Annotated in this window: 20 protein-coding genes; 13 read left to right on the forward strand and 7 right to left on the reverse strand. The window is 31.3% G+C overall.

The features are described from left to right. Positions 1-724 precede the first annotated feature (724 nt). Positions 725-1,840 carry an HAD family hydrolase gene (locus B2G86_RS01520; protein ID WP_078356379.1) on the forward strand — a complete coding sequence of 372 codons (1,116 nt, stop codon included), beginning with the start codon at positions 725-727 and terminating at the stop codon, positions 1,838-1,840. A 755-nt stretch (positions 1,841-2,595) separates the two neighbouring features. On the opposite strand, the gene serA is transcribed toward B2G86_RS01520, so the two are convergent. The 3 genes from serA to B2G86_RS01535 all read right to left on the reverse strand — a co-directional run bounded on the left by serA (position 2,596) and on the right by B2G86_RS01535 (position 5,885). Continuing rightward, positions 2,596-4,191, reverse strand: a complete 1,596-nt coding sequence (serA, locus tag B2G86_RS01525) for a phosphoglycerate dehydrogenase (RefSeq protein WP_078356380.1) — start codon at positions 4,189-4,191, stop codon at positions 2,596-2,598. Further along, positions 4,184-5,341, reverse strand: coding sequence for a pyridoxal-phosphate-dependent aminotransferase family protein (locus B2G86_RS01530; RefSeq protein ID WP_078356381.1), 1,158 nt, complete (start codon positions 5,339-5,341; stop codon positions 4,184-4,186). The genes serA and B2G86_RS01530 overlap by 8 nt, the downstream gene beginning before the upstream one ends. A gap of 100 nt (positions 5,342-5,441) precedes the next feature. Beyond that, positions 5,442-5,885, reverse strand: a complete 444-nt coding sequence (locus tag B2G86_RS01535) for an SACOL1771 family peroxiredoxin (RefSeq protein ID WP_078356382.1) — start codon at positions 5,883-5,885, stop codon at positions 5,442-5,444. A gap of 73 nt (positions 5,886-5,958) precedes the next feature. Here B2G86_RS01535 and B2G86_RS01540 point away from each other — a divergent pair, with 73 nt between their 5' ends. After that, positions 5,959-6,711 carry a glycerophosphodiester phosphodiesterase gene (locus B2G86_RS01540; protein ID WP_078356383.1) on the forward strand — a complete coding sequence of 251 codons (753 nt, stop codon included), beginning with the start codon at positions 5,959-5,961 and terminating at the stop codon, positions 6,709-6,711. A gap of 65 nt (positions 6,712-6,776) precedes the next feature. Here B2G86_RS01540 and rpsD read toward each other — a convergent pair whose 3' ends face one another. Together rpsD and B2G86_RS01550 are read right to left on the reverse strand one after the other, a co-directional pair. Continuing rightward, positions 6,777-7,379, reverse strand: a complete 603-nt coding sequence (gene rpsD / locus B2G86_RS01545) for a 30S ribosomal protein S4 (protein WP_078356384.1) — start codon at positions 7,377-7,379, stop codon at positions 6,777-6,779. Positions 7,380-7,604: 225 nt separating this feature from the next. Continuing rightward, positions 7,605-8,069, reverse strand: a complete 465-nt coding sequence (locus B2G86_RS01550) for a GAF domain-containing protein (protein WP_078356385.1) — start codon at positions 8,067-8,069, stop codon at positions 7,605-7,607. Positions 8,070-8,206: 137 nt separating this feature from the next. On the opposite strand from B2G86_RS01550, the gene ezrA reads away from it, so the two are divergent. From ezrA to B2G86_RS01575, 4 genes are all read left to right on the forward strand, one after another. Further along, a complete protein-coding gene (gene ezrA / locus B2G86_RS01555) occupies positions 8,207-9,901 on the forward strand; it encodes a septation ring formation regulator EzrA (protein WP_078356386.1) in 1,695 nt (564 codons plus the stop codon). Between the two features lie 517 nt (positions 9,902-10,418). Continuing rightward, positions 10,419-11,564 (forward strand): cysteine desulfurase family protein, encoded by a 1,146-nt coding sequence (locus B2G86_RS01565; protein ID WP_078356387.1) that lies wholly within the window; start codon positions 10,419-10,421, stop codon positions 11,562-11,564. Next, positions 11,554-12,771: a tRNA uracil 4-sulfurtransferase ThiI gene (gene thiI, locus B2G86_RS01570; protein ID WP_078356388.1), complete on the forward strand. Its 1,218-nt coding sequence runs from the start codon at positions 11,554-11,556 to the stop codon at positions 12,769-12,771. Before B2G86_RS01565 ends, thiI begins: the two co-directional genes overlap by 11 nt. Before the next feature lie 47 nt (positions 12,772-12,818). Next, positions 12,819-13,592 carry a sulfite exporter TauE/SafE family protein gene (locus tag B2G86_RS01575; protein WP_078356389.1) on the forward strand — a complete coding sequence of 258 codons (774 nt, stop codon included), beginning with the start codon at positions 12,819-12,821 and terminating at the stop codon, positions 13,590-13,592. A 508-nt stretch (positions 13,593-14,100) separates the two neighbouring features. On the opposite strand, the gene B2G86_RS01580 is transcribed toward B2G86_RS01575, so the two are convergent. Then, the gene (locus B2G86_RS01580) at positions 14,101-14,904 is read right to left on the reverse strand and encodes an NAD kinase (RefSeq protein ID WP_078356390.1); all 804 of its coding nucleotides are present in this window, start codon (positions 14,902-14,904) and stop codon (positions 14,101-14,103) included. Positions 14,905-14,989: 85 nt separating this feature from the next. Between B2G86_RS01580 and sppA the strand changes: the two genes are divergently transcribed. The 6 genes from sppA to B2G86_RS13545 all read left to right on the forward strand — a co-directional run bounded on the left by sppA (position 14,990) and on the right by B2G86_RS13545 (position 19,717). After that, positions 14,990-15,985 (forward strand): signal peptide peptidase SppA, encoded by a 996-nt coding sequence (sppA, locus tag B2G86_RS01585; protein ID WP_078356391.1) that lies wholly within the window; start codon positions 14,990-14,992, stop codon positions 15,983-15,985. A 13-nt stretch (positions 15,986-15,998) separates the two neighbouring features. Next, positions 15,999-16,550: an RDD family protein gene (locus B2G86_RS01590; RefSeq protein ID WP_078356392.1), complete on the forward strand. Its 552-nt coding sequence runs from the start codon at positions 15,999-16,001 to the stop codon at positions 16,548-16,550. An 80-nt stretch (positions 16,551-16,630) separates the two neighbouring features. Continuing rightward, positions 16,631-17,131, forward strand: a complete 501-nt coding sequence (gene tpx, locus B2G86_RS01595) for a thiol peroxidase (RefSeq protein WP_078356393.1) — start codon at positions 16,631-16,633, stop codon at positions 17,129-17,131. A 61-nt stretch (positions 17,132-17,192) separates the two neighbouring features. After that, the gene (locus B2G86_RS01600) at positions 17,193-18,137 is read left to right on the forward strand and encodes a class I SAM-dependent methyltransferase (RefSeq protein WP_078356394.1); all 945 of its coding nucleotides are present in this window, start codon (positions 17,193-17,195) and stop codon (positions 18,135-18,137) included. Positions 18,138-18,212: 75 nt separating this feature from the next. Then, positions 18,213-19,409: an acetate kinase gene (locus B2G86_RS01605; protein ID WP_078356395.1), complete on the forward strand. Its 1,197-nt coding sequence runs from the start codon at positions 18,213-18,215 to the stop codon at positions 19,407-19,409. 179 nt (positions 19,410-19,588) lie between these two features. Then, positions 19,589-19,717 (forward strand): hypothetical protein, encoded by a 129-nt coding sequence (locus tag B2G86_RS13545; protein ID WP_256681917.1) that lies wholly within the window; start codon positions 19,589-19,591, stop codon positions 19,715-19,717. A 52-nt stretch (positions 19,718-19,769) separates the two neighbouring features. Here B2G86_RS13545 and B2G86_RS01610 read toward each other — a convergent pair whose 3' ends face one another. After that, entirely contained in the window at positions 19,770-20,276 is a 507-nt protein-coding gene (locus B2G86_RS01610; RefSeq protein ID WP_078356396.1) for a universal stress protein, read from the reverse strand. A 232-nt stretch (positions 20,277-20,508) separates the two neighbouring features. Between B2G86_RS01610 and ald the strand changes: the two genes are divergently transcribed. Then, positions 20,509-21,621, forward strand: a complete 1,113-nt coding sequence (gene ald / locus B2G86_RS01615) for an alanine dehydrogenase (RefSeq protein ID WP_078356397.1) — start codon at positions 20,509-20,511, stop codon at positions 21,619-21,621. Positions 21,622-21,660 lie beyond the last annotated feature (39 nt).

The raw sequence follows: 21,660 nt of genomic DNA on the forward strand, positions 1-21,660 counted from the left end.
ACTTTCCCTAATTTAGACTCTGCTTTTAGATTAATTGGTGCTGTACTTATGGATATCCAAGAAAATTTTGATAGTTCGAAACGACCTTTTATTACTTAGAATTACTACTAATTTTTTAAAAATTAGTAGAGATTAACAAAATATATCAGCTAAAAACCAAGCAGATATATTTTGTTAATACCATAGAAAAACCAATGGTTGATTACATCTAAAGATATTACACAAAATTATGGACTTGACTTCGTTAAAAGCAGGACTAGGCAAAATTGCTGATAAGCGGTACGTTAAAAGCAGTTCTAGGCAAAATTGCTGATAAGAGGTGTGTTAAAAGCAGTTCTAGGCAAAATTGCTGATAAGGGGTACGTTAAAAGCAGTTCTAGGCAAAATTGCTGATAAGAGGTGTGTTAAAAGCAATTCTAAGCAAAATTGCTGATAAGTGGTACGTTAAAAGCAGAACTAGGCAAAATTGCTGATAAGAGGTGTGTTAAAAGCAGTTCTAGGCAAAATTGCTGATAAGAGGTATGTTAAAAGCAATTCTAGGCAAAATTGCTAATAAGAGGTACGTTAAAAGCAGATCTAAGCAAAATTACTGATAAGAGGCGCATTAAAAGTAGAACTAATTTATGTAAAGCGTTTACATCCTCAAGATGCTTTAATTGTACTGTTTTCAATTTGAAACTATGCTAAAATTATAATCAGAATGTTCAAAAAATGGAGGCATATTATGAAACAAGTATTATTTGATGTAGATGGTGTGTTTTTGAGTGAAGAAAGATGTTTCGATGTATCAGCGCTGACTGTTTATGAATTATTACATAGTCAATCATTTCTGAATTTAAAAAGCTCAATAAGTTTAGAGAATTTAACGGAAAATGATATACAGCAAATTAGAAAAGATATGTTTATTGATGACAAAATTTTGAATCAATTAAAGTCTTTAGGATTAAATTCAAATTGGGATATGCTTTTTATTGTAATAAGTACTCATTTAATTGAATTGTTAAAAAAAGTAGAAGGTTCAAAATTAGATCTCAGTAACGATAATTTCAGTGAAGCAACATTAAAAGATTATGCAAACAAACTTAATGGGGCGCAAATTAATATTGAAACGCCGTTACAATTTTTATCTAAAGCAACATCAGGTAAAGAAAATATTTATCATGATTTAATTGCTTTTGCAAAAGAGGAACTTAACGTTGAAGATGCTTCAATTTTTGAACTCAAGAGTAAATTCTGGGATATTGCTCAAGAAGTATATCAAGAGTGGTATTTAGGTACAGAATTATATGAAGAAGTAGAACATAAAACAGCTAGAACAACATATAAGAATGGATATATTAAAGAAGAAGTTGTTTTAGCAGATATTGATAAGGTTACACAACTACTCGAAGATTTAAAACAAGTCGGATATCAAATAGGTATTGCTACAGGAAGACCGAGAACTGAAACATTAGTACCGTTTGAAACAATAGGGTGGTTAAAACAATTTGATGAATTTCACATTGGTACTGCATCTGAAGTGCTGAATGCTGAAACAACATACCCGGAACACAAACCACTTGGTAAACCGAATCCATTTAGTTATTTAATTGCCAATAGTGGTAATGATTCAGAGAAATATTTAACATATATACAGAATCAAAAAATGATTTTTGAAAATGAAAACATATATATTGTGGGTGACTCATTAGCAGATTTATTAAGTGCTAAGAAGACAGGGGCCACTTTTATAGGTACATTAACAGGATTAAAAGGTCAAGCAGCTAAAGCTGAATTAGAGTCTTATGACGCAGATTATATTGTAAATAATGTATTAGATATTAGAAATATTTTATTATAAAAAAGTAAAAATAAAAGACTTGGACATAAATGTCCTAGAAATTTATAAAGAGCAGAAATTCATTATTAAATTGAATTTCTGCTCTTATTTTTTATGAAAATCATTCACACTACTTCCGACTAGTGTAAATATAGATACTCATGCTTACACTTCTTTAGACTAGTGTAAATATAGCTACTCATGCTTACACTTCTTTAGACTAGTGTAAATATAGATACTCATGCTTACACTTCTTTAGACTAGTGTAACTATAGCTACCCATGCTTACACTTCTATAGATTAGTGTAACTATAGGTACCCATGCTCACACTTCTTTAGACTAGTGTAAATATGGATACCCATGCTTACACTTCTTTAGACTAGTGTAACTATAGGTACCCATACTTACACTTCTATAGATTAGTGTAACTTTAGGTACCCAAGCTTACACTTCTTTAGACTAGTGTAAATATAGCTACCCATGATTACACTTCTCCCAACTAGTGCAAATTTAGCTATTCTATAACTAAGAGGCTGAGACAATTAATTTGTCTCAGCCTCTAATCTTTGTATAAAAATAGATATTGAGAGCGATTTTGTGAAGTGCTGACGCCTGAGGGAATGGTATGTGTGAGAGACTACAGGCTCGAACCATACCCCTAGGCAAGCATGCACGAACAAAATCGTAAAACTTATAAAAAAACATATCACTAAACTAGAAAAAATCAGTTAAGTGATATGCTTATTTGTTTTGAGTTATGTCTCAGCTTTATTGTTTATAATGATTGATTAAGTTCTACTTTATTTATGCTTTGGAAGCCTTCTATAGCAAATAAATCAGCTATTGTTTCTTCAGAAGCTTCATCATCAATTGACAATACCATTAATGCTTCGCCGCCTATAGAATGTCTTCCTAAATGCATTGAAGCGATATTAATCCCATGTTCACCAAGGATTTGTCCCATTTTACCTACAATTCCTGGTTGATCATTATGATGAATTAATAGCATATGTTTTTCTGGTTTAAAGTCTACAGGATAATCGTTGATACGAACGATTCTTGGACCATAGCCATTTAATACGGTTGAACCTATTTTTATAGAATGCTCTTTATTTACTAATTCTAATTCTATATAGTTACTGAATCCGTACTTTTTACTATTTTTTTCAATTTGGTACGTAACGCCTTGCTCATTTAGAAGTACTAATGCATTGATTAAATTAACATGATCACCTAAATCTTGTTGCAATACGCCCATTACAAGTTGTCTTGTAATTAAGCTAGTGTCATCAAGTGCTATTTCGCCATGATATTTAATTTTTAATTCTCTTGGACCTTTTTCAAATAGTTGTATACCAACTTCACCAGTTGTTCTACTTAATTCAACAAATGGTCTTAATTCTTCTTCAACTTCACCTGACATTTGAGGGGCGTTAACTGCATGAAGAACATTATTGTTTTCGAAAATGTCGATGATTTCATTAGCAACTGAGACAGCAACTTTTTCTTGAGCTTCAATAGTAGAAGCTCCAAGATGTGGCGTTACAATGATTTTTTCATGTTGTGTTAATGGCGTGTTGTTCGCAGGTTCTTCTGTAAACACATCAAGTGCTGCTTTCTCTATTTTCCCTTCATCTAGAGCTTTAATAAGTGCATCTTCATCGATGATTCCACCTCTAGCAACATTGATGATTTGTAAGTTTGGTTTAGCTTTATTGAAAAAGTCTTCATTTACAAGACCTTTCGTTTTTGGTGTTAGTGGAGTATGGACAGTTATAAAATCAGCTTGTTCAGCAATTTCATCAACTGTTGCTCTTGTGATTTCTAATCTCTTTGCATCGTCACTTGATAAATAAGGGTCAAATGCAAGAATATTCATACCGAAACTTTGAGCACGTTTAGCAACGCCAAGTCCAATTCTACCAGCACCGATTACACCAAGTGTTTTTTTGTATAATTCTGTGCCGCGGTATTTTTTTCTATCCCAGTTACCATCTTGTAATGAACGATGTGCTTCAGGAATGTTACGAGCCATAGATAATATCATAGCCATTGAATGTTCAGTAGCTGAAATGGTGTTTCCATCAGGAGCATTAATAACTAAAATACCTTGTTTAGTTGCATAGTTTATATCAATATTATCAACACCTACACCAGCTCTAGCGACAACACGCAAGTTTTTTGCTGCATCTAAAATAGGTGGTGTAATTTGGGTTTGACTTCTAACGATTAAAGCATCATAGCTATCTATAATGTTAATAAGTTCTGATTCACTTAGACCAGTATTTATGTCTACTTCAAATTGTTCATGGTCAGTTAAACTCTTTAAACCTTCTTCTGAAATTGGATCTACTACGATTACTTTAAACATATTGATTTACGACCTCCTGGAATTTAGAAACACCTTTACCAATTACTGATTCATCACGAATTTCTGAAAGTATAATTTCTAATGCACTTATAAATTGCAACATATCATTAGGAGAAACTTTACCCATATGACCAACTCTTAAAATAGTACCTTTGAGATGTTGTTGACCACCTGCGATAGTAATATTGAATCTGCTAAGTAATTCATCTTTAATTTGTTTTACTTCATCTTTGTTTGGTACGAAAGCAGTTACAGTAGGGGAAGCAAATTGATCTTCAACTAACAAAGTCATACCTAACGCTTTTAAACTTTCCCTAACTGCAGTTTTACATACTTCGTGTCTTTTAATTGTATTTTCAAATTTTTCTTCACGAATTAAATCACAATATGCTTGAACACCTCTAATAAGTGATACAGCAGGTGTAAATGGAGTTGAATCATCATTTAAAGAAGTTATGTATTTATTTAAATCTAAATAAAATCTTGAAGTCGTCACTTCTTTAAATCGTTCAATTGCTCTGTCATTATATGCTACAAAAGCAGCTCCAGGTGGTAACATAATTGCCTTTTGACTACCTGAAACGAGAACATCGATATTATCTTCTTCCATATCAACTTCAACTGCACCGATGATACTTACGCCATCAACAATAAAATAAATATCAGGATTAAATGCTTTTACTAATTTTCCTAATTCGTTGATAGGGTGTTTTACAGAAGTTGAAGTTTCACAAAATTGTGTAAATACAGCTTTAATATCTACATTAAGTGAGTTTAAATATGTTTCGAATTCTTTTAAATCAACACCTTTTCCCCATTCAACTTCAAAAATATGTGCATTGAAAGGGTATGAAGAAGCTATCTTTCTAAACCTATCGCCAAATGCTCCTGAAACAATTATCACAATGTTATCTTCTGGATTGGCTATATTAACCATAGCTGCTTCAAGAGCACTTGTACCTGAGGAAGTTAAAATAGCTACAGGATGCTTTGCTCCAAAAATTGTTTGTAAATCTCTTGATGCTTGATGAATGATTTGACTAAATTCCTTAGTTCTATGTCCTGTCATAGGAAGATTCATTCTTTCTAATATTTCCCTTGGAACAGTAGTAGGACCTGGTGCGAGTAATAAAGAATCATGCTGATACATATATAAACACTCCTTACTGAATTTATGTTCTATATTGTAGCAGAGAAAATAATAAAATAATAGTGAATTTATTGAAAATTCTGATTAAAACGCTTTCATTTTAAAATCTTATTTCTCCAGTTGCTATAACTTGAACATTTCCAGCTAATGCACGCGTAACCATGCATGATTCTTCAGCTTTTTGAACGAGTCTATTTAATTTTTTTTGTAGCGTTTCATCAGGTTCTTCACTTAAATAAATTACAGGGAAATGTTCTATTTTTTTATAAGTGATCACGTCATTTTCAACATCAACATGTCCTTTTGAATTCACTTCAATTCTTTCAATTTCAATTTCAGAACGTTCAATCATCGCAGCTAAAGTAATCATGTAGCAAGTTGATGCAGCTCCGAGTAACATTTCATCTGGATTTGTACCAATTTCAGGTCCATCCATAACCTCTGGAATAGATACTCGAGTAGATAAATTAGTTGTAGTTATATGACCAGAAGCATTTCTACCTTTAGTCCAAGTTCCTTTTAAGTCAAAAATATGTGTTGTCATTATAATGTTCCTTTCTTTAAATAAATATATTTGGGTATAATCTATAGTATGACTGATTATTAAGGAGTAGACAATGAATGTGTATAATCCACAATCTATAATTAAAGTAGCACATAGAGGGGTACCTTCGCTAGTACCAGAAAATACAATAGCATCTTATAAATTTGCACTTACATTAAATATAGACATGCTCGAAATCGATATACATAGAACGCGAGATCATAAACTTGTTATAATGCACGATCCTACAACAGAACGCACTTCACTAGAAAAAGGCGAAATAAAAAACTTAGCTTATAAGGAATTACAAAAATATGATATAGGCAAATGGAAAGGTGAAGAATTTATAGGAGAACGTATACCTTTATTTGACGATGTATTACATTTAATTAGAAATACAGATATTAAACTTTTAATCGAAGTTAAGCAACCAGAAAAATATCCGGGTATAGAAGAACAAATTCTTGAATCCTTAATTGCTAATGACATCAATGAACAACAAATCATCATACAATCTTTTAACAAAAAATCCATTCAAAAATTTAAAAGTTTAAACTCTAGAATTGAGTTAGGAGTTCTCATTAAAAAGAAAGATCGATTCATAAGTAGAGATTCTATAAGAAAAATAGGGGAATATGCGACATTCATAAATCCAAATTATAAAATAGTTACAAAAAAATTTGTCGACGAAGCACACAAAGTAAATATGAAAGTAATGCCTTATACTATTAATGACGATGAGACTGTTCGAAAAATGATTAATTTAAATGTAGATGGCATCATAACGGATTATCCTCAAAAAATAGAACAATGGTTGAAAACATAAGGGGAATTAAATAATCAAAAACATAAAAACCACTTTCAATTTGAAAGTGGTTTTTGCAATAACTATTAACGAGAGTAGTACTCAACGATTAATTGTTCATTGATTTCAGCTGATAATTCGCTACGTTCAGGAACACGTACGAAAGTACCTTCTAATTTGTCAGCATCGAAAGTTAAGTAATCAGGTACGTGGTGACTTAATTCTACTGATTCTAATACGATGTTTAATTTTTGTGATTTTTCACGAATGCTAATAGTTTGACCTGGTTTTAAAGTGTAAGATGGAATGTCTACACGAGCGCCATCTACAGTTACGTGACCGTGGTTAACTAATTGACGTGCTTGACGACGAGTACGAGCTAAACCTAATTGGTAAACTACTGCGTCTAAACGAGAAGCTAATAGTGCCATGAAGTTATCACCATGAACACCTTTCATGTTACCAGCTTTTTCGAAAATACTGCGGAATTGACGTTCGTTAATTCCGTACATGAAACGTAATTTTTGTTTCTCTTGTAATTGTTGACCATACTCAGATAATTTTTTACGTTGAGTTGGACCATGTTGACCTGGTACGTAAGGACGTTTTTCTAATTCTTTACCTGTACCGCTTAATGAAATTCCTAAACGACGTGATTTTTTCCAGTTTGAACCTCTAAATCTTGCCATAATGAAGTTCCTCCTTTTTCTTGTTTGAATGTTATGAAGAAACAAGAAAGAATGTTAAATGCTCATAAGGATATGTTATGTTTTTGTGTCTTCACCTTGCAGCCGCGGTTACACAACACACCTTCTTTGGGAATAACATAGAGCCCTATAATATTTAACTGCTACTTTCGTTAATTCACACAAAGAATAGTATACCTTTTTGGAAGGGGGATGTCAATTTATATTTTAAATATGAATATGCTGTTCAAGAGTTTGAACAAGTAATTCTAAACCTTGTAAATCCTCTTTGCTAAATCGTGATTTAACTGGGGCATCGATATCTAACACACCAATTATTTCTTTGTTATAGTATATAGGTATAACGATTTCAGATTGGCTATTTGCATCGCAAGCTATATGTCCTGGAAATGCATTAACATCTTCTACAAGTTGAGATTTTTTTTGAGAAACAGCTGTACCACATACACCTTTTCCTATTTCGATATCAACACAGGCAGGTAAACCTTGAAATGGTCCTAGTTTTAATGCATTATTTTTTAAAAGGTAGAAACCTATCCAATTTATATTTGGTAAGAATTGATTGATAAATGCTGAAGTATTACTTAAATTAGCGATTAAATCTTTCTCACCTGATAATAAACCATCAAGTTGTCTACTAAGTAATGTATAGTCTAATTGATTTTCTGGCATTTTTTGTTCCTCATTTCATTATTTTTTTGAATTATATCTCTATTTTAAGATTTTGAATATGTTTTGCATAGAAAAAGGTTTGTTGGATAAATATTTTACGTTATAATAAAGAGAACGATTTAGGAGGAGAATACATAATGGCAATTTATATAACACTTGCAATTATAATCATTATATTAATTGGTATTGGTATAATGTTATGGTTGCGTACATCAAAGCGAAATTTGATTACTGAGACCGAGCAGCGTAAGCAAAAAATTAAACAATTACCTTTTCAAGATGAATTAGCTAAACTTAAAAAATTAAATATACATGGTGAAGCTAAGGACAAGTATGATCAATTCAAAAGGGAATGGCAAACTGTTTTACAAGAAGATTTAAAAGTTGTAGATGCAAAAATTCACGACGCAGATGCAGAATTAGATAAATTTAAGTTTTCTCAATCAGAAGAAAGTATTGCTGATGCTAATAAAATCATGGATGGTATAGAGAAGAAATATACGCGTTTAACTCAGAGTGTTACAGAATTAATGACAACAGTAGAAACAAGCGACCAATTATACGATGAATCTAAACAAATTTATAGAGAAACAAAAAGGGAAGTATTAGCTAACAGACATCAATTTGGTGATGCTGCAGAACTTATTGAGAAAAATATTGAAGCATTTTTACCTAGAATTGAGCAATATGAAGAACTTGTTGAAGATGGGCATTATATTAAAGCAAGTGGTCATATAGATCAACTCAATACAGATATGAAACGCATGCAAGAAGATATGAATGAAATTCCATTGTTGATTAAAGATGTTCAAAAAGAATTACCAGGTCAGTTCCAAGACTTGAAATTTGGTTGTAGAGATTTAAAAGTCGAAGGATATAATCTTGAACACGTTAAAGTTGAAGGTACTTTACAAACATTACGTGGCAAACTTAATTTAGTTGAACCATTAATAGGTAGACTAGAATTGACTAAAGCTGAGAACATTATAATTGAAATAAATGATACTTTAGATGATATGTATGATTTGATTGAACATGAAGTGAAATCTAAAAATACTGTAGAACAATCTAAAGAAATTATTACAGACGAATTATTCCACGCAAAAGATATGAACTACACACTTCAAACTGAAATTGAATATGTTAGAGAAAATTACTATATTTCAGAAGAAGATGTTCATAAAGTTAGACAGTATGAGAATGAAATACAAAATCTTATCAGTGTTTATGATGAAATATTAGGTGAAATGGCTAAGACAAATGTTCGATATAGTGAAGTGGAAGATAACTTATTATATATTGAAGAACATGTTAAAGTGATAAATGATAATCAACAAAAAATTCAAAATCACTTAGTTTCACTTAGAGAAGATGAAGCAACTGCTCAACAAAACACATTACGTGTTCAATCTAAAAAAGAAGAAATATATAGAAATTTATTGGCGTCGAATTTACCTAGTGTACCTGAAAGATTCATCATTATGAAGAATGAAATTGATCATGAAATTCGTGAAGTTAATAAAATCTTCAGTCAAAGACCAATCAATGTACAATATGTTAAAGATAAAGTGAGTAATATTGTACTACAAATGAATAAGTTCGAAGATGAAACGACGGATGTTTTAATTAATGCAGTTCATGCAGAAACATTAATTCAGTATGGTAATAGATACAGAAAAGAAAACAATGAACTGAATAAAAGTCTTAATGAAGCAGAAAGACTCTTTGCTAATAATAGATATAAGAGAGCTGTAGAAATTGCTGAAACAGCACTTGAAAAAGTTGAACCTGGAATCAGTGAAAAAATTGAAGAAGAAGTTAATAAAAAATAGTAGAACTATAGAGGCTGAGACATAAATACCCATTCTCAAATAAAAAGAGCTAATCCATATTTTCGGATTAGCTCTTTTTTCTTTATTTATAAAATCTACGATTTTGTACGTGCATGCTTGCCTAGGGGTATGGTTCGAGCCTGTAGTCTCTCACGCATACTATTCCCTCAGGCGTCAGCACTTTACAAAATCGTGACAAAATATCAATTCTTATACAAAAAAATAAAGCACTTTCGCATAATTTAATTAATAACCACAAAAAATAAATTAACGAGGTGCTTTATGTATAAAAATTATAACATGTCTCAATTAACGCTACCACTAGATATTGAAGTTTTAATTCCAAAAAATGATATTGCGCATTTTGTAAATCAAATTGTTGAAACGATACCTAATGAAGAATTCTACGAATTTACTCAGCCCCTAAATGTTATCTACATGCTTTTGTGAGCTAATAAGTATATCTATAGCAAATGACTTATGGTATCATTATATAATGAAAAAAAGAGGTGACAGTATGATATATCTTGATAATGCTGCAACTACGAAACCTAATGAGGACGTTATTCAATCATATATTCAAATGAATACACAATATTTTTTTAATCCGAACAGTCCTCATACAGCAGGTGTGAAAATTGCTCATTTAATTGATAAAGCTAGAGATAATATAAAACAGTACTTAAACTTAAACGATAAGTTTGACATCATTTTTACGAGCGGTGCGACTGAATCAAATAATATAGCATTGCAAGGTATGGCTCAAGCGAAGAAAAGGTTTGGTAAAACAATTTTAACTACAAAAATTGAACATCCTTCTGTTCTAGAAACTATGAGAGCACTAGAAGAACAAGGTTTTAACCTACAATATATCAACACGTTAGAGAATGGAAAGTTAGATATTACATCATTGAAAAAATTACTTAACGATGACGTTGTACTTGTAACGTGTATGCATGTGAATAATATAATGGGACAAATTCAACCAATTGAAGAAATCAGTAATATTTTAAAAGACTATCCAAAAGTACATTTTCACGTAGATGGTGTTCAAGGATTTGGTAAAGTTAATTTAAATATTAATTTAGTAGATAGCTATAGTTTAAGTGCGCATAAATTTCATGGACTAAAAGGCTCTGGTATTTTAGCCTTTAAGCAAGCAAAAACGATTCAGCCAATTATTTTTGGTGGTGGACAAGAGTATGGTATTAGAAGTGGTACAGTAAATGCTCCCGTGAATATTGCTTTAACAAAAGCAATGCGACAAATGAATGCTCAAATGGATAGTAATATTAAATTATTAACTGAAAAAGGAAAAGAAATACGTCAATTTATTGATCAGTATGAAGGGGTTTTAATTAATTCTCCTATAGATGCTGCACCATATATATTGAATGTATCGTTTCCAGGAGTTAAAGGAGAAGTATTAGTTAACGCATTTTCTAAATATGAAATTTATTTATCCACTACAAGTGCATGTTCTTCCAAAAAAAGTTCTCATAATGAAACATTGAAAGCTATGGGGCTAAGCAATATTATAATTGAAGGAAGTATAAGAATAAGCATTGCACCAGATTTAACAAACGAACAAATAGAAGCATTTAAAGATGCCTTTGACAAAGTATATAATGAGGTAAAGGAGTTATTAAAATATGAATTATGATCACATATTGGTTAGATATGGGGAATTGACCCTTAAGACAGGTAATAGAAATATGTTCGTTAATAAATTAAAAGCAAATATTAAAAGTAGATTAATGCCACTTCAAGGTTATAAAGTACGTGCTAATCGTGACAGAATGTATATAGATGTACATGAAGGTTCAGATATTGAAGAAATGATGAGTCGTATCCAAACAGTGTTCGGCGTACACTCAGTAAGTCCAATAATAAGAATTGAAAAAGAATTGGACATTATGAAAGAAGTTGCTATAAAGTTTGCTGAGGATTTCAATGATGGTGATACTTTTAAAATTGATGTAAAAAGAGCAGATAAAACATTTGAACTAGATACATTTCAACTGCAACAAGAACTAGGAGGACACGTTCTTCAAAACACTGAAAATATAACAGTAAATGTTAAGCAACCTGATCATAAAATTAAAGTTGAAGTACGTAAAGATGCCATTTATATGTATAACCGAGTACTCGAAGGAGTAGGAGGATTGCCAGTAGGAACGGGTGGTAAAACATTACTTATGCTTTCAGGTGGAATTGATTCACCAGTAGCAGGAATGGAAGTAATGAAAAGAGGCGTGACGATTGAAGCTATACATTTTCATAGTCCCCCATATACAAGCGAACAAGCGAAACAAAAAGTTATTGATTTAACAAAGCAACTTGCAAATTTAACTGGAGACATCAAACTACATATTGTTCCTTTTACAGAATTACAAAAACAAATTCATAAAGTAGTCGAAGAAAGTTTTACTATGACGAGTACTAGAAGAATGATGTTAAGAGTAACTGAAAAAGTAGCGCATGAAATTGGTGCACTTGCAATCGTCAATGGTGAAAATCTTGGACAAGTTGCAAGTCAAACTTTAGGTAGTATGTATGCAATCAATAGCGTGACATCTATGCCAATTTTAAGACCGTTACTTACTTTTGATAAAGAAGACATCGTTAAAAAAGCTAAAGCAATAAATACATTTGAATTATCAATACAACCATTTGAAGATTGCTGTACAATATTTACACCAAAAAATCCAAAAACAAATCCTAAACTTGAAAAAGTTGAATATTTTGAGTCTAAATTTGATTTTGGTCCATTAATCGAAGAAGCGGTAAAAAATGTAGAAACAATTACAATTTCTAAACATGATGATATACAGCAACAAAAAGATGAGTGGATGGATGAACTACTTTAATAATGACGTTGGGATGTCGCTATCATTAAAGTAGAGGAGATGTCCAGATGGAATTTGATTTAAATATTTTACTTATTATTATTTTATTTGGTTTAATAGCATCATTTATAGATTCCGTAGTTGGTGGAGGAGGACTTATTTCTTTACCAGCATTATTAGCTGTAGGTATGGATCCAGCAACAGCTTTAGGTACAAATAAATTAGCAAGTTCATTTGGAACGTTTACGAGTACAATGAAGTTTATAAAAGCTAGAAAAGTAGATTTTGATATAGTAGGAAAATTGTTTCCATTAAGTTTTGTCGGTTCAATATTTGGTGCGATTACTGCTACATATTTACCACCAGAATATTTAAAACCACTCGCAATTATAATATTAGCATTAGTGACTGTTTACTCAATTGTTAAAAAAGATTGGGGAGATATCAATAAATATAAGAAATTATCACTTAAAAAAGCAATCTTATTCATAATAGGTGTTATAGTAATCGGATATTATGATGGATTTTTAGGTGGAGGTACCGGATCATTTTTTTTATTTATGTTGTTATTAATCGGACTGGATTATTTACATGCAGCAGGCAATGCTAAATTTTTAAATCTAGCTTCCAATCTAGGCGCTTTACTTTTATTTATGATATTAGGACAAGTGAATTATATTTATGGATTCAGCATGGCAGCAGCTATGGTAGTCGGTTCATATTTAGGCGTTACATTTGCTATAAGAAAAGGTGTATCCTATGTAAAAGTCTTATTTATAGTAGTCACAATTCTATTAATACTTAAAAATGTATACGACTACGTTAATAGTCATTTCATGTAAAGAGCGTGAGCATAAATGCCTTAGAAAATTAAAAAGAGCAGAAATTCATTATTAAAATTGAATTTCTGCTCTTATTTTTTGTGAAAATCATTCACACTACTTCCGACTTGTGTAAATATAGGTACTCATGCTTACATTTCTATAGATTAGTGTATATATAGCTATCCATGATTACACTTTTCCCAATTAGTGCAAATTTAGTTATTCTATAACTTAGAGGCTGAGACAATTTATTTGTCTCAGCCTCTAATCTTTGTATTAAAATAGATAATTTCAACGATTTTGTGAAGTGCTGACGCCTGAGGGAATAGTATGAGTGAGAGACTACAGGCTCGAACCATACCCCTAGGCAAGCATGCACGAACGAAATCGTAAGATTGTATAAAAAATAATCAAGCATGCACGAACAAAATCGTAAGATTGTATAAAAAATAGGCAAGCATGCACGAACGAAATCGTAAGATTGTATAAAAAATAGGCAAGCATGCACGAACGAAATTATAAAATTTTATAAGAATTTTCTTTGAACTTTGCTCCAAAATGAATTTTGAGGTAATTTAAGTGTTCTTATATATTTATCTTTAATTCTAAGGCTTATAAAATCAGTTTCTTGTACACTTAGTGCTTCATTATCTAGACCCATGATTGGATAATAATTGCCTTCTTTATCAAGTGAAATTTTAAGTGTTCTTGTATCGCCTAATACAACAGAACTACTTACTGTTCTAAAGTTATTATTATTTAATGATGCAATTTCTGTTAATTGCATACTTCTTATTTTAGGATCTATAATTGCGCCATCTAAAGATTTATTATAACCTGTAGATCCAGTTGGTGTAGATATCAATAATCCATCTCCGTTAAATGCCTCGAAGTATTCATCATCTATAAATATTTCCATCTTCATTGGCTTGATAACGCTAGATTTAATGTAAAAATCATTTAAACACATATAAGACATTTGATTGTTTAAATTTACTTCTAGTACTGGGTATTTTCTTACCATAACTTCTTCGGAATCTATTGATTTAATTAAATGTGGTATATCATCAACGCTAAAATCAACATATAAATAATTTTGATCTAATCTTGTTTTTATTCCAATATAAACTTTATCTTTGTTGAAATTTGTTTTTCTACATGCTTGAAGGAAACCACCGTCGCCACCAATTGAAGCAATAATGTCTGCATCATCATAATTTGATACAAATTCAAAGCCATGTGGTTCCATTTGGTTTTGTATTTTTTTTCGAGTCTCTAAGACATCGCTATCTTTTGAAGTGAATAAGTAAATATGTTTTTTTGTTGCCATAATTTGTTCCTCCCAAAAGTTACAGTTATTATTAAAGTCTGTTATTATTATAAATGTAAATATTTAAAATAGAAAGGAAGATACTATGTCTAAAAGAATTATTGCTATTATCATCGCTGTTATTCTTGTGGTAGGTGGTATTGTTGTCAGTACTGTTGGCATATTTTTGGATGATTCATGGAAAAAAACTGTGACAGATTCAGATGGCATTAGCGAGTCGGTTCAATCTGGTAGTGATAGTAGTAATAAAATCGTAAAATTATCTGTGAATGGTACAATTCAAGATACAGGTGCGGAAGAATCACTATTCAGTGATGGAGGATATAACCATCAAGCATTTTTAAAACAACTTGATAAAATCAAGAAAGATAAAAGCGTTAAAGGTGTACTACTAGAAGTGAATTCTCCAGGCGGAGGAACATATGAGAGTGATGAAATACATAAAAAATTAGAAGAAATAAAAGCCAAAGATAAAAAAGTATATGTTCAAATGAAGAATATGGCTGCCTCAGGTGGTTATTATATCTCAACACCAGCAGATAAAATATATGCAGGTTCTCAAACATTAACTGGTTCTTTAGGTGTTATTATTTCAAGTATAAATTACGCAGATTTAGCCAATGACTTAGGTGTTAAAGATGAATCCGTAACATCTGGTAAGCATAAACAAATATTAAATCCAATGAAAGATATGACTAAAGAAGAACGTAATATTATGCAATCAATCATTGATGATAGCTACAAACAATTTGTAGATGTTATTAAAGATGGTAGACATATGTCTGAATCTGAAGTTAAAAAATTAGCTGACGGTAGAATTTATTCTGCACAACAAGCTAAATCAAATGGATTAATTGATGAGATTGGTTATGAAGATGATGCAATTAAAGACTTAAGAAGTGATATTAAATCTAAAAATGCACAAGTCGTAACTTATGATACATCATCAGGATTCTTAAACTTCCCAATGGGAGCTAAAAGTAAAATATCTTCTATGATGGGCTTAGATGATTTAAGTAAATATGAATCTTTAGTTAAAGCAAATAAATCACCACAACCTATGTACTTGTATGGTGAGTAAGGAGGGATTTTAAATGACTGAAGCAAGTTACGAACAAGTCGCTACAACTCGTGAACAAAGTGTTATTGAGCGTACAGTTAATAAACACATGTCTGATATAAAATCCATCGTATTTGCAGGATTCTGGGTTAGATTTTTAGCTTATATCATTGATATATTGGCTTTAGCAGGTTTTAAAGGAATAGTGTTAAGTCCTCTATTTGCATTAACACAAATTAAAAATGAATATTTATTTGTGCCATACTTTAGCGTTGGAAATATAGTAAGTGCCTTAATATTTTATTTATATTTTGTACTTATGACATATTATTTTAAAGCAACACTCGGTAAAATGATTCTAGGATTAAGTGTATACAGAGAAGATGCAAAATCGCTGAAGTTGAAAGATGTACTATTTAGAGAGTGGATTGGAAGAATTATATCAGGTGCATTATTAGGAATACCATATTTAGTTGTAGCTTTTAATAAAAAACATAAAGGTATTCACGACTATTTTGGTGAGACAGTAGTGCTTAAAAATAAATATATTCAACTAAGAAACGACTTCCAAAAGGCTACAAGATAAGCATGTTATAAACAAAAAAATTTTAAAGTCTCTTTAATCATGATAAAATATATTTATCAAGAATAAGGAGGCTTTTTTTAATGGCGCAAGTTACATTCAAGAATGAACCAGTTACAATATTAGGCAAGGAAGTTACAGTAGGTTCAGTAGCACCAGATTTTACTGTATTAGCAAATGATTTATCTGAAAAGACTTTAAAAGACTATGAAGGTAAAAAGAAACTTATTAGTGCCGTACCTTCTTTAGATACAGGAGTTTGTAGTCAACAAACTCGTAAATTCAACGAAGATGCTGCAAATGAACAAGATGGAGTTATCTTAACGATATCTAATGACTTACCATTCGCACAAAAAAGATGGTGTGCAGCTGAAGGTTTAGAAAATGTTGTTACATTAAGTGACCACCGTGATTTATCATTCGGTGAAAACTTTGGTGTTATAATGAAAGAACTTCGTTTATTAGCTCGTTCAGTATTTGTTTTGGACAAAGATAATAAAGTAGTTTACGCTGAAGTAGTGAGTGAAGGTACTAACCATCCTGACTATGATAAAGCTTTAGAAGCTTTTAGAAATTTAAACTAATTAACAACCATAAATCGCTGTCCATTAGATTGGACAGCTTTTTATACGAAAGAGGGCAATTATGACTGAAGAAAAGAATATAATGGAAATATTATTTGAAAAACTTGATGTAAAAAGTAAAGACCTCCATGACGAAAATGGCCAAAGCTATATTGAAAATTTAGGATTAGCAATGGAAGAAATTTATACGAACCAAAGAGATTTGTTAGAGCAATCTACTTTACAAGAACGTAGAAAAGCATTCCAATTTGCTTATTTAAGTTTATTAAAAGAAGAAGTTATTCAACCGAATCATCAAATGACGCCTGATTCAATCGGGTTTATTTTAAGTTATCTTGTAAACTTATTTAATAAAAATAGAGAATCACTAAATATAGTAGATATCGCAAGTGGTACTGGACATTTAAGTGCAACAATTAATGAACAAAACCAAGAAAAAACAGTTATGCATCATTTAATTGAAGTAGATCCAGTTTTACAACGTGTAAGCATTCATTTAGCTAACTTTTTAGAAATACCATTTGATGTATATCCACAAGATGCGATTATGCCTTTACCATTAGAGGAAGCAGATGTAATAGTTGGTGACTTACCAGTAGGCTATTATCCTGTTGATGAGCGTAGTAAAGAAATGAAATTAGGTTTTAGTGAAGGTCATAGTTATAGTCATTATTTATTATTAGAGCAAGCTGTAACTGCAACTAAGCCTGGGGGATATGTCTTTTTAATAGTTCCTACAAAATTATTTGAAGGTGAAGAAGTGAAACAGTTGCAAAAATATATTGCAACAGAGACAGAAATGCAAGCATTCTTGAATTTCCCTAACTCATTATTCAAAACAGAACAGTCACGTAAATCACTATTGATCCTACAAAAGAAAGATCAAGGAAATACTAAGAGTGTAGAGGTATTGCTTGCTAATATTCCTGACTTTAAGGCACAATCACAATTGCAAACGTTTTTATCTGAAGTAGATGAATGGATGGAAAAAAATCATTCTTCATAAACTGTGTTAATGCTTGATTCATAACTGTATTAGTGTTTAAATAGTATAGAAAAGTATTATCAGGAGGAAGTCTAAATGACAAAAATAATAGCAATTAATGCCGGTAGCTCATCTTTAAAATTTCAATTATTTGAAATGCCAGATGAAAAAGTTATCACTAAAGGGTTAATCGAGCGTATCGGGTTAAAAAATTCAATTTTCTCAATTTCTGTAAATGGAGAAAAAATAACTGAAACATTAGATATAGAAAATCATGATGTTGCAGTAAATATTATGTTAGATGCATTGAAAGAACATAATATTATTAATGACATCAATGATATTCAAGGTACAGGACATCGTGTTGTACATGGTGGGGAACTATTCCCTGAATCTGCACTTGTTACAGATGACGTATTGGCTAAAATCGAAACATTAACTGATTTAGCACCATTACACAATCCAGCCAATTTAATGGGTATTAAAGCATTCAGAAAATTATTACCAAGTATTCCACATGTTGCTGTATTTGATACATCATTCCACCAGACTATGCCTGAAGAATCATATTTATATAGTTTGCCATATCATTTCTATAAAGATTATGGTATTCGTAAATATGGTTTCCATGGAACAAGTCATAAATATGTATCAGAAAGAGCAGCTGAATTATTAGATCGTCCATTAGATCAACTTAGAATTATTTCTTGTCATATCGGTAATGGCGCTTCTATTGCAGCTATTGATGGCGGTAAATCTGTAGATACATCAATGGGCTTCACACCTTTAGCAGGTGTTACGATGGGTACACGTTCAGGTAACCTTGACCCAGCGTTAATTCCATATATAATGGAAAAAACAGGTAAAAATGCAGAAGAAGTATTAAATATTCTTAACAAAGAGTCTGGTCTTCTTGGTATCTCAGGATCATCTAGTGACTTAAGAGATATTCAGCAAGATGCAAATGAAGGTAATGAACGTGCTAAATTAGCATTGGATGTATTCGCATCTAGAATTCATAAATATATGGGTTCATATGCAACAAGAATGCACGGCTTAGATGCAATTGTATTTACAGCAGGTGTTGGTGAAAACTCTGATACTGTACGTGCTAAAGTATTAGAAGGATTAGAGTTTATGGGTGTTTATTGGGATCAACGCCTAAACACTGGATTACATGGTGAAGAAGCATTTATCAATTACCCACATTCACCAGTCAAAGTAATTGTAATTCCAACAGATGAAGAAGTCATGATTGCACGTGATGTATTGAAATTCGGTAACTTAGGTTAATATATTAAAGAACTTCACAATTTGTGTCGTTCTTAAACTGTCAATAAAGTATGAGACTTTGTTGACAGTTTTTTTATGCGAATTTTTTAGTAAAAACCGCACTTAAAGTGAATATATATATGTTTAAAATTATCTTGATTGGATATAACTAATTAATGTCTATTTTGAGGAGGATATTTATGAGACCAGAGAGAGCGTTAATGCGTTTAGTCAGAATAGTAACGAGAAGAGTAGCTAAAGAACAATCTAGAAAACAAAAACAAGAAAACAAACAAAATTTAAAAAATCAAAATGTAGATAATAAATAAATATAAGAAAAAAGCGTTCAGTTATACTGAACGCTTTTTTATATTGTAAGAATTATTTACTTTCATGGTGTTCATCAAATAATTCTTGTGTAGCTACAATAGGTTCGAAGTCATCTGGCATTGTTTCTGTTCTAACAACTAGAACGTCACAAGGTGAATTTCGCACGATTGATTCAGAAACTGAACCTACGATAAATCGTTCAACAGCATTTAAGCCGGAAGTACCACACATAATAAGGTCTACATCATAATCTATTGCTAATTTTTTAGGAATAACTGTTTTTGGTGAACCAAATTCAAGTTTAGTTGCTACATTAGAAACGCCATTTTTTTCAGCGAATTCTTTATATCCAGATAGTAAACTTTCAGCAAAGCTAGTAGCTTTATTTACTATTTGAGTATCGTAAGCCTCGACACTTGCATAAGATCGAGAATCTACAACATTGACGATTGTTAATTTTGCATCATTACGTTTAGCGACTGCCACAGCTTTGTTGTATGCCCATTCTGACTCAGTTGAACCATCTACAGCTATTAAAATATTTTTGTAAGTTAACATAAAAACCGCCTCCTAGTTCTTTTGTTTAATTATATCATAATTTTCTGAAAAAATAACATTTAAACTTTTAAATAAAAGGAAATATTGAACAGTTTTATGAGAAATATGTTAAAGTATAAATGCAGTAATAATTATTTGAAAATTTAGAAAATAAAGATAATATAAAAAATAAATAATAATGATTGCGCTTTCAAATTAGTGGCGTTAAGATTGAGTCAAGGAGGAATGTAAAATGATTATAGGGGTACCAAGAGAAATTAAAAATAATGAAAATAGGGTGGCATTAACACCTAGTGGCGTAGCTAGTTTAATCGCACAAAATCATGTAGTTAAAGTTGAGACAGAAGCTGGAATTGGTTCACAATTCACTGACGAAGATTATAAACAATCTGGCGCAGAAATTGTTAGTCAAGAACAAGCTTGGAATGTAGATATGGTTATGAAAGTTAAAGAACCACTTAAAGAAGAATATCAATTTTTCAAAAAAGATTTAATTTTATTTACATACTTACATTTAGCAGCAGAAGAGTCTTTAACTAACGCATTATTAGAAAAAGAAGTTACATCAATAGCTTACGAAACTGTACAGTTAAGCAATCGTTCATTACCATTATTAGCTCCAATGAGTGAAGTTGCAGGTAGAATGTCGACACAAATCGGCGCGCAATTTCTTCAAAAAACTAATGGTGGAATTGGTATACTATTATCTGGTGTTCCAGGTGTTAAACGCGGTAAAGTTACAATAATTGGTGGAGGACAAGCTGGTACAAATGCTGCTAAAATGGCAGTTGGACTTGGCGCAGACGTAACAATTATTGACTTAAATCCAACACGTTTACAACAATTAGACGATTTATTTGGTGCAAGTGTTCAAACAATGATGTCATCACCTTTAAATATTGAAGAAGCAGTAGTTGGAAGTGATTTAGTTATTGGTTCAGTACTTATTCCAGGAGCAAAAGCCCCGAAACTTGTAACTGAAGATATGGTTAAAAAAATGAAACCAGGTTCAGTTTTAGTAGATATCGCAATTGACCAAGGTGGATCATTCGAAACTTCAGACAGAATTACAACACATGATGATCCAACATACGTAAAACATGACGTAGTACATTATGCAGTTGCTAACATGCCAGGAGCAGTTCCAAGAACATCTACAATTGCATTAAATAATGCAACTACACCATATGCAATTCAATTAGCAAACAAAGGCTATGTAAAAGCATGTCAAGATAATGAAGCACTAGCAAAAGGTTTAAACACAATTCATGGTAAATTAACTTATGAAGAAGTAGCTAAAGCTTTTGATAAAGAATTCACACCATATCAAGAAATATTAAAATAAGCAGAAATTGAAAAAAACCTGTCTCTCTAAAGCCTGAGA

It is taken from the genome of Mammaliicoccus fleurettii, assembly GCF_002018435.1.
GTDB classification, from domain to species: domain Bacteria; phylum Bacillota; class Bacilli; order Staphylococcales; family Staphylococcaceae; genus Mammaliicoccus; species Mammaliicoccus fleurettii.

Coding starts and splice junctions, on each gene's coding strand:
- B2G86_RS01520 (WP_078356379.1), top strand. CDS start 725: ATGAAACAAGTATTATTTGATGTAGATGGTGTGTTTTTGAGTGAAGAA.
- serA (WP_078356380.1), bottom strand. CDS start 4,191: ATGTTTAAAGTAATCGTAGTAGATCCAATTTCAGAAGAAGGTTTAAAG.
- B2G86_RS01590 (WP_078356392.1), top strand. CDS start 15,999: ATGACTGAAGCAAGTTACGAACAAGTCGCTACAACTCGTGAACAAAGT.
- B2G86_RS01550 (WP_078356385.1), bottom strand. CDS start 8,069: ATGCCAGAAAATCAATTAGACTATACATTACTTAGTAGACAACTTGAT.
- B2G86_RS01610 (WP_078356396.1), bottom strand. CDS start 20,276: ATGTTAACTTACAAAAATATTTTAATAGCTGTAGATGGTTCAACTGAG.
- B2G86_RS01605 (WP_078356395.1), top strand. CDS start 18,213: ATGACAAAAATAATAGCAATTAATGCCGGTAGCTCATCTTTAAAATTT.
- rpsD (WP_078356384.1), bottom strand. CDS start 7,379: ATGGCAAGATTTAGAGGTTCAAACTGGAAAAAATCACGTCGTTTAGGA.
- ezrA (WP_078356386.1), top strand. CDS start 8,207: ATGGCAATTTATATAACACTTGCAATTATAATCATTATATTAATTGGT.
- B2G86_RS13545 (WP_256681917.1), top strand. CDS start 19,589: ATGAGACCAGAGAGAGCGTTAATGCGTTTAGTCAGAATAGTAACGAGA.
- ald (WP_078356397.1), top strand. CDS start 20,509: ATGATTATAGGGGTACCAAGAGAAATTAAAAATAATGAAAATAGGGTG.
- B2G86_RS01580 (WP_078356390.1), bottom strand. CDS start 14,904: ATGGCAACAAAAAAACATATTTACTTATTCACTTCAAAAGATAGCGAT.
- sppA (WP_078356391.1), top strand. CDS start 14,990: ATGTCTAAAAGAATTATTGCTATTATCATCGCTGTTATTCTTGTGGTA.
- B2G86_RS01575 (WP_078356389.1), top strand. CDS start 12,819: ATGGAATTTGATTTAAATATTTTACTTATTATTATTTTATTTGGTTTA.
- B2G86_RS01530 (WP_078356381.1), bottom strand. CDS start 5,341: ATGTATCAGCATGATTCTTTATTACTCGCACCAGGTCCTACTACTGTT.
- B2G86_RS01540 (WP_078356383.1), top strand. CDS start 5,959: ATGAATGTGTATAATCCACAATCTATAATTAAAGTAGCACATAGAGGG.
- B2G86_RS01600 (WP_078356394.1), top strand. CDS start 17,193: ATGACTGAAGAAAAGAATATAATGGAAATATTATTTGAAAAACTTGAT.
- tpx (WP_078356393.1), top strand. CDS start 16,631: ATGGCGCAAGTTACATTCAAGAATGAACCAGTTACAATATTAGGCAAG.
- B2G86_RS01535 (WP_078356382.1), bottom strand. CDS start 5,885: ATGACAACACATATTTTTGACTTAAAAGGAACTTGGACTAAAGGTAGA.
- thiI (WP_078356388.1), top strand. CDS start 11,554: ATGAATTATGATCACATATTGGTTAGATATGGGGAATTGACCCTTAAG.
- B2G86_RS01565 (WP_078356387.1), top strand. CDS start 10,419: ATGATATATCTTGATAATGCTGCAACTACGAAACCTAATGAGGACGTT.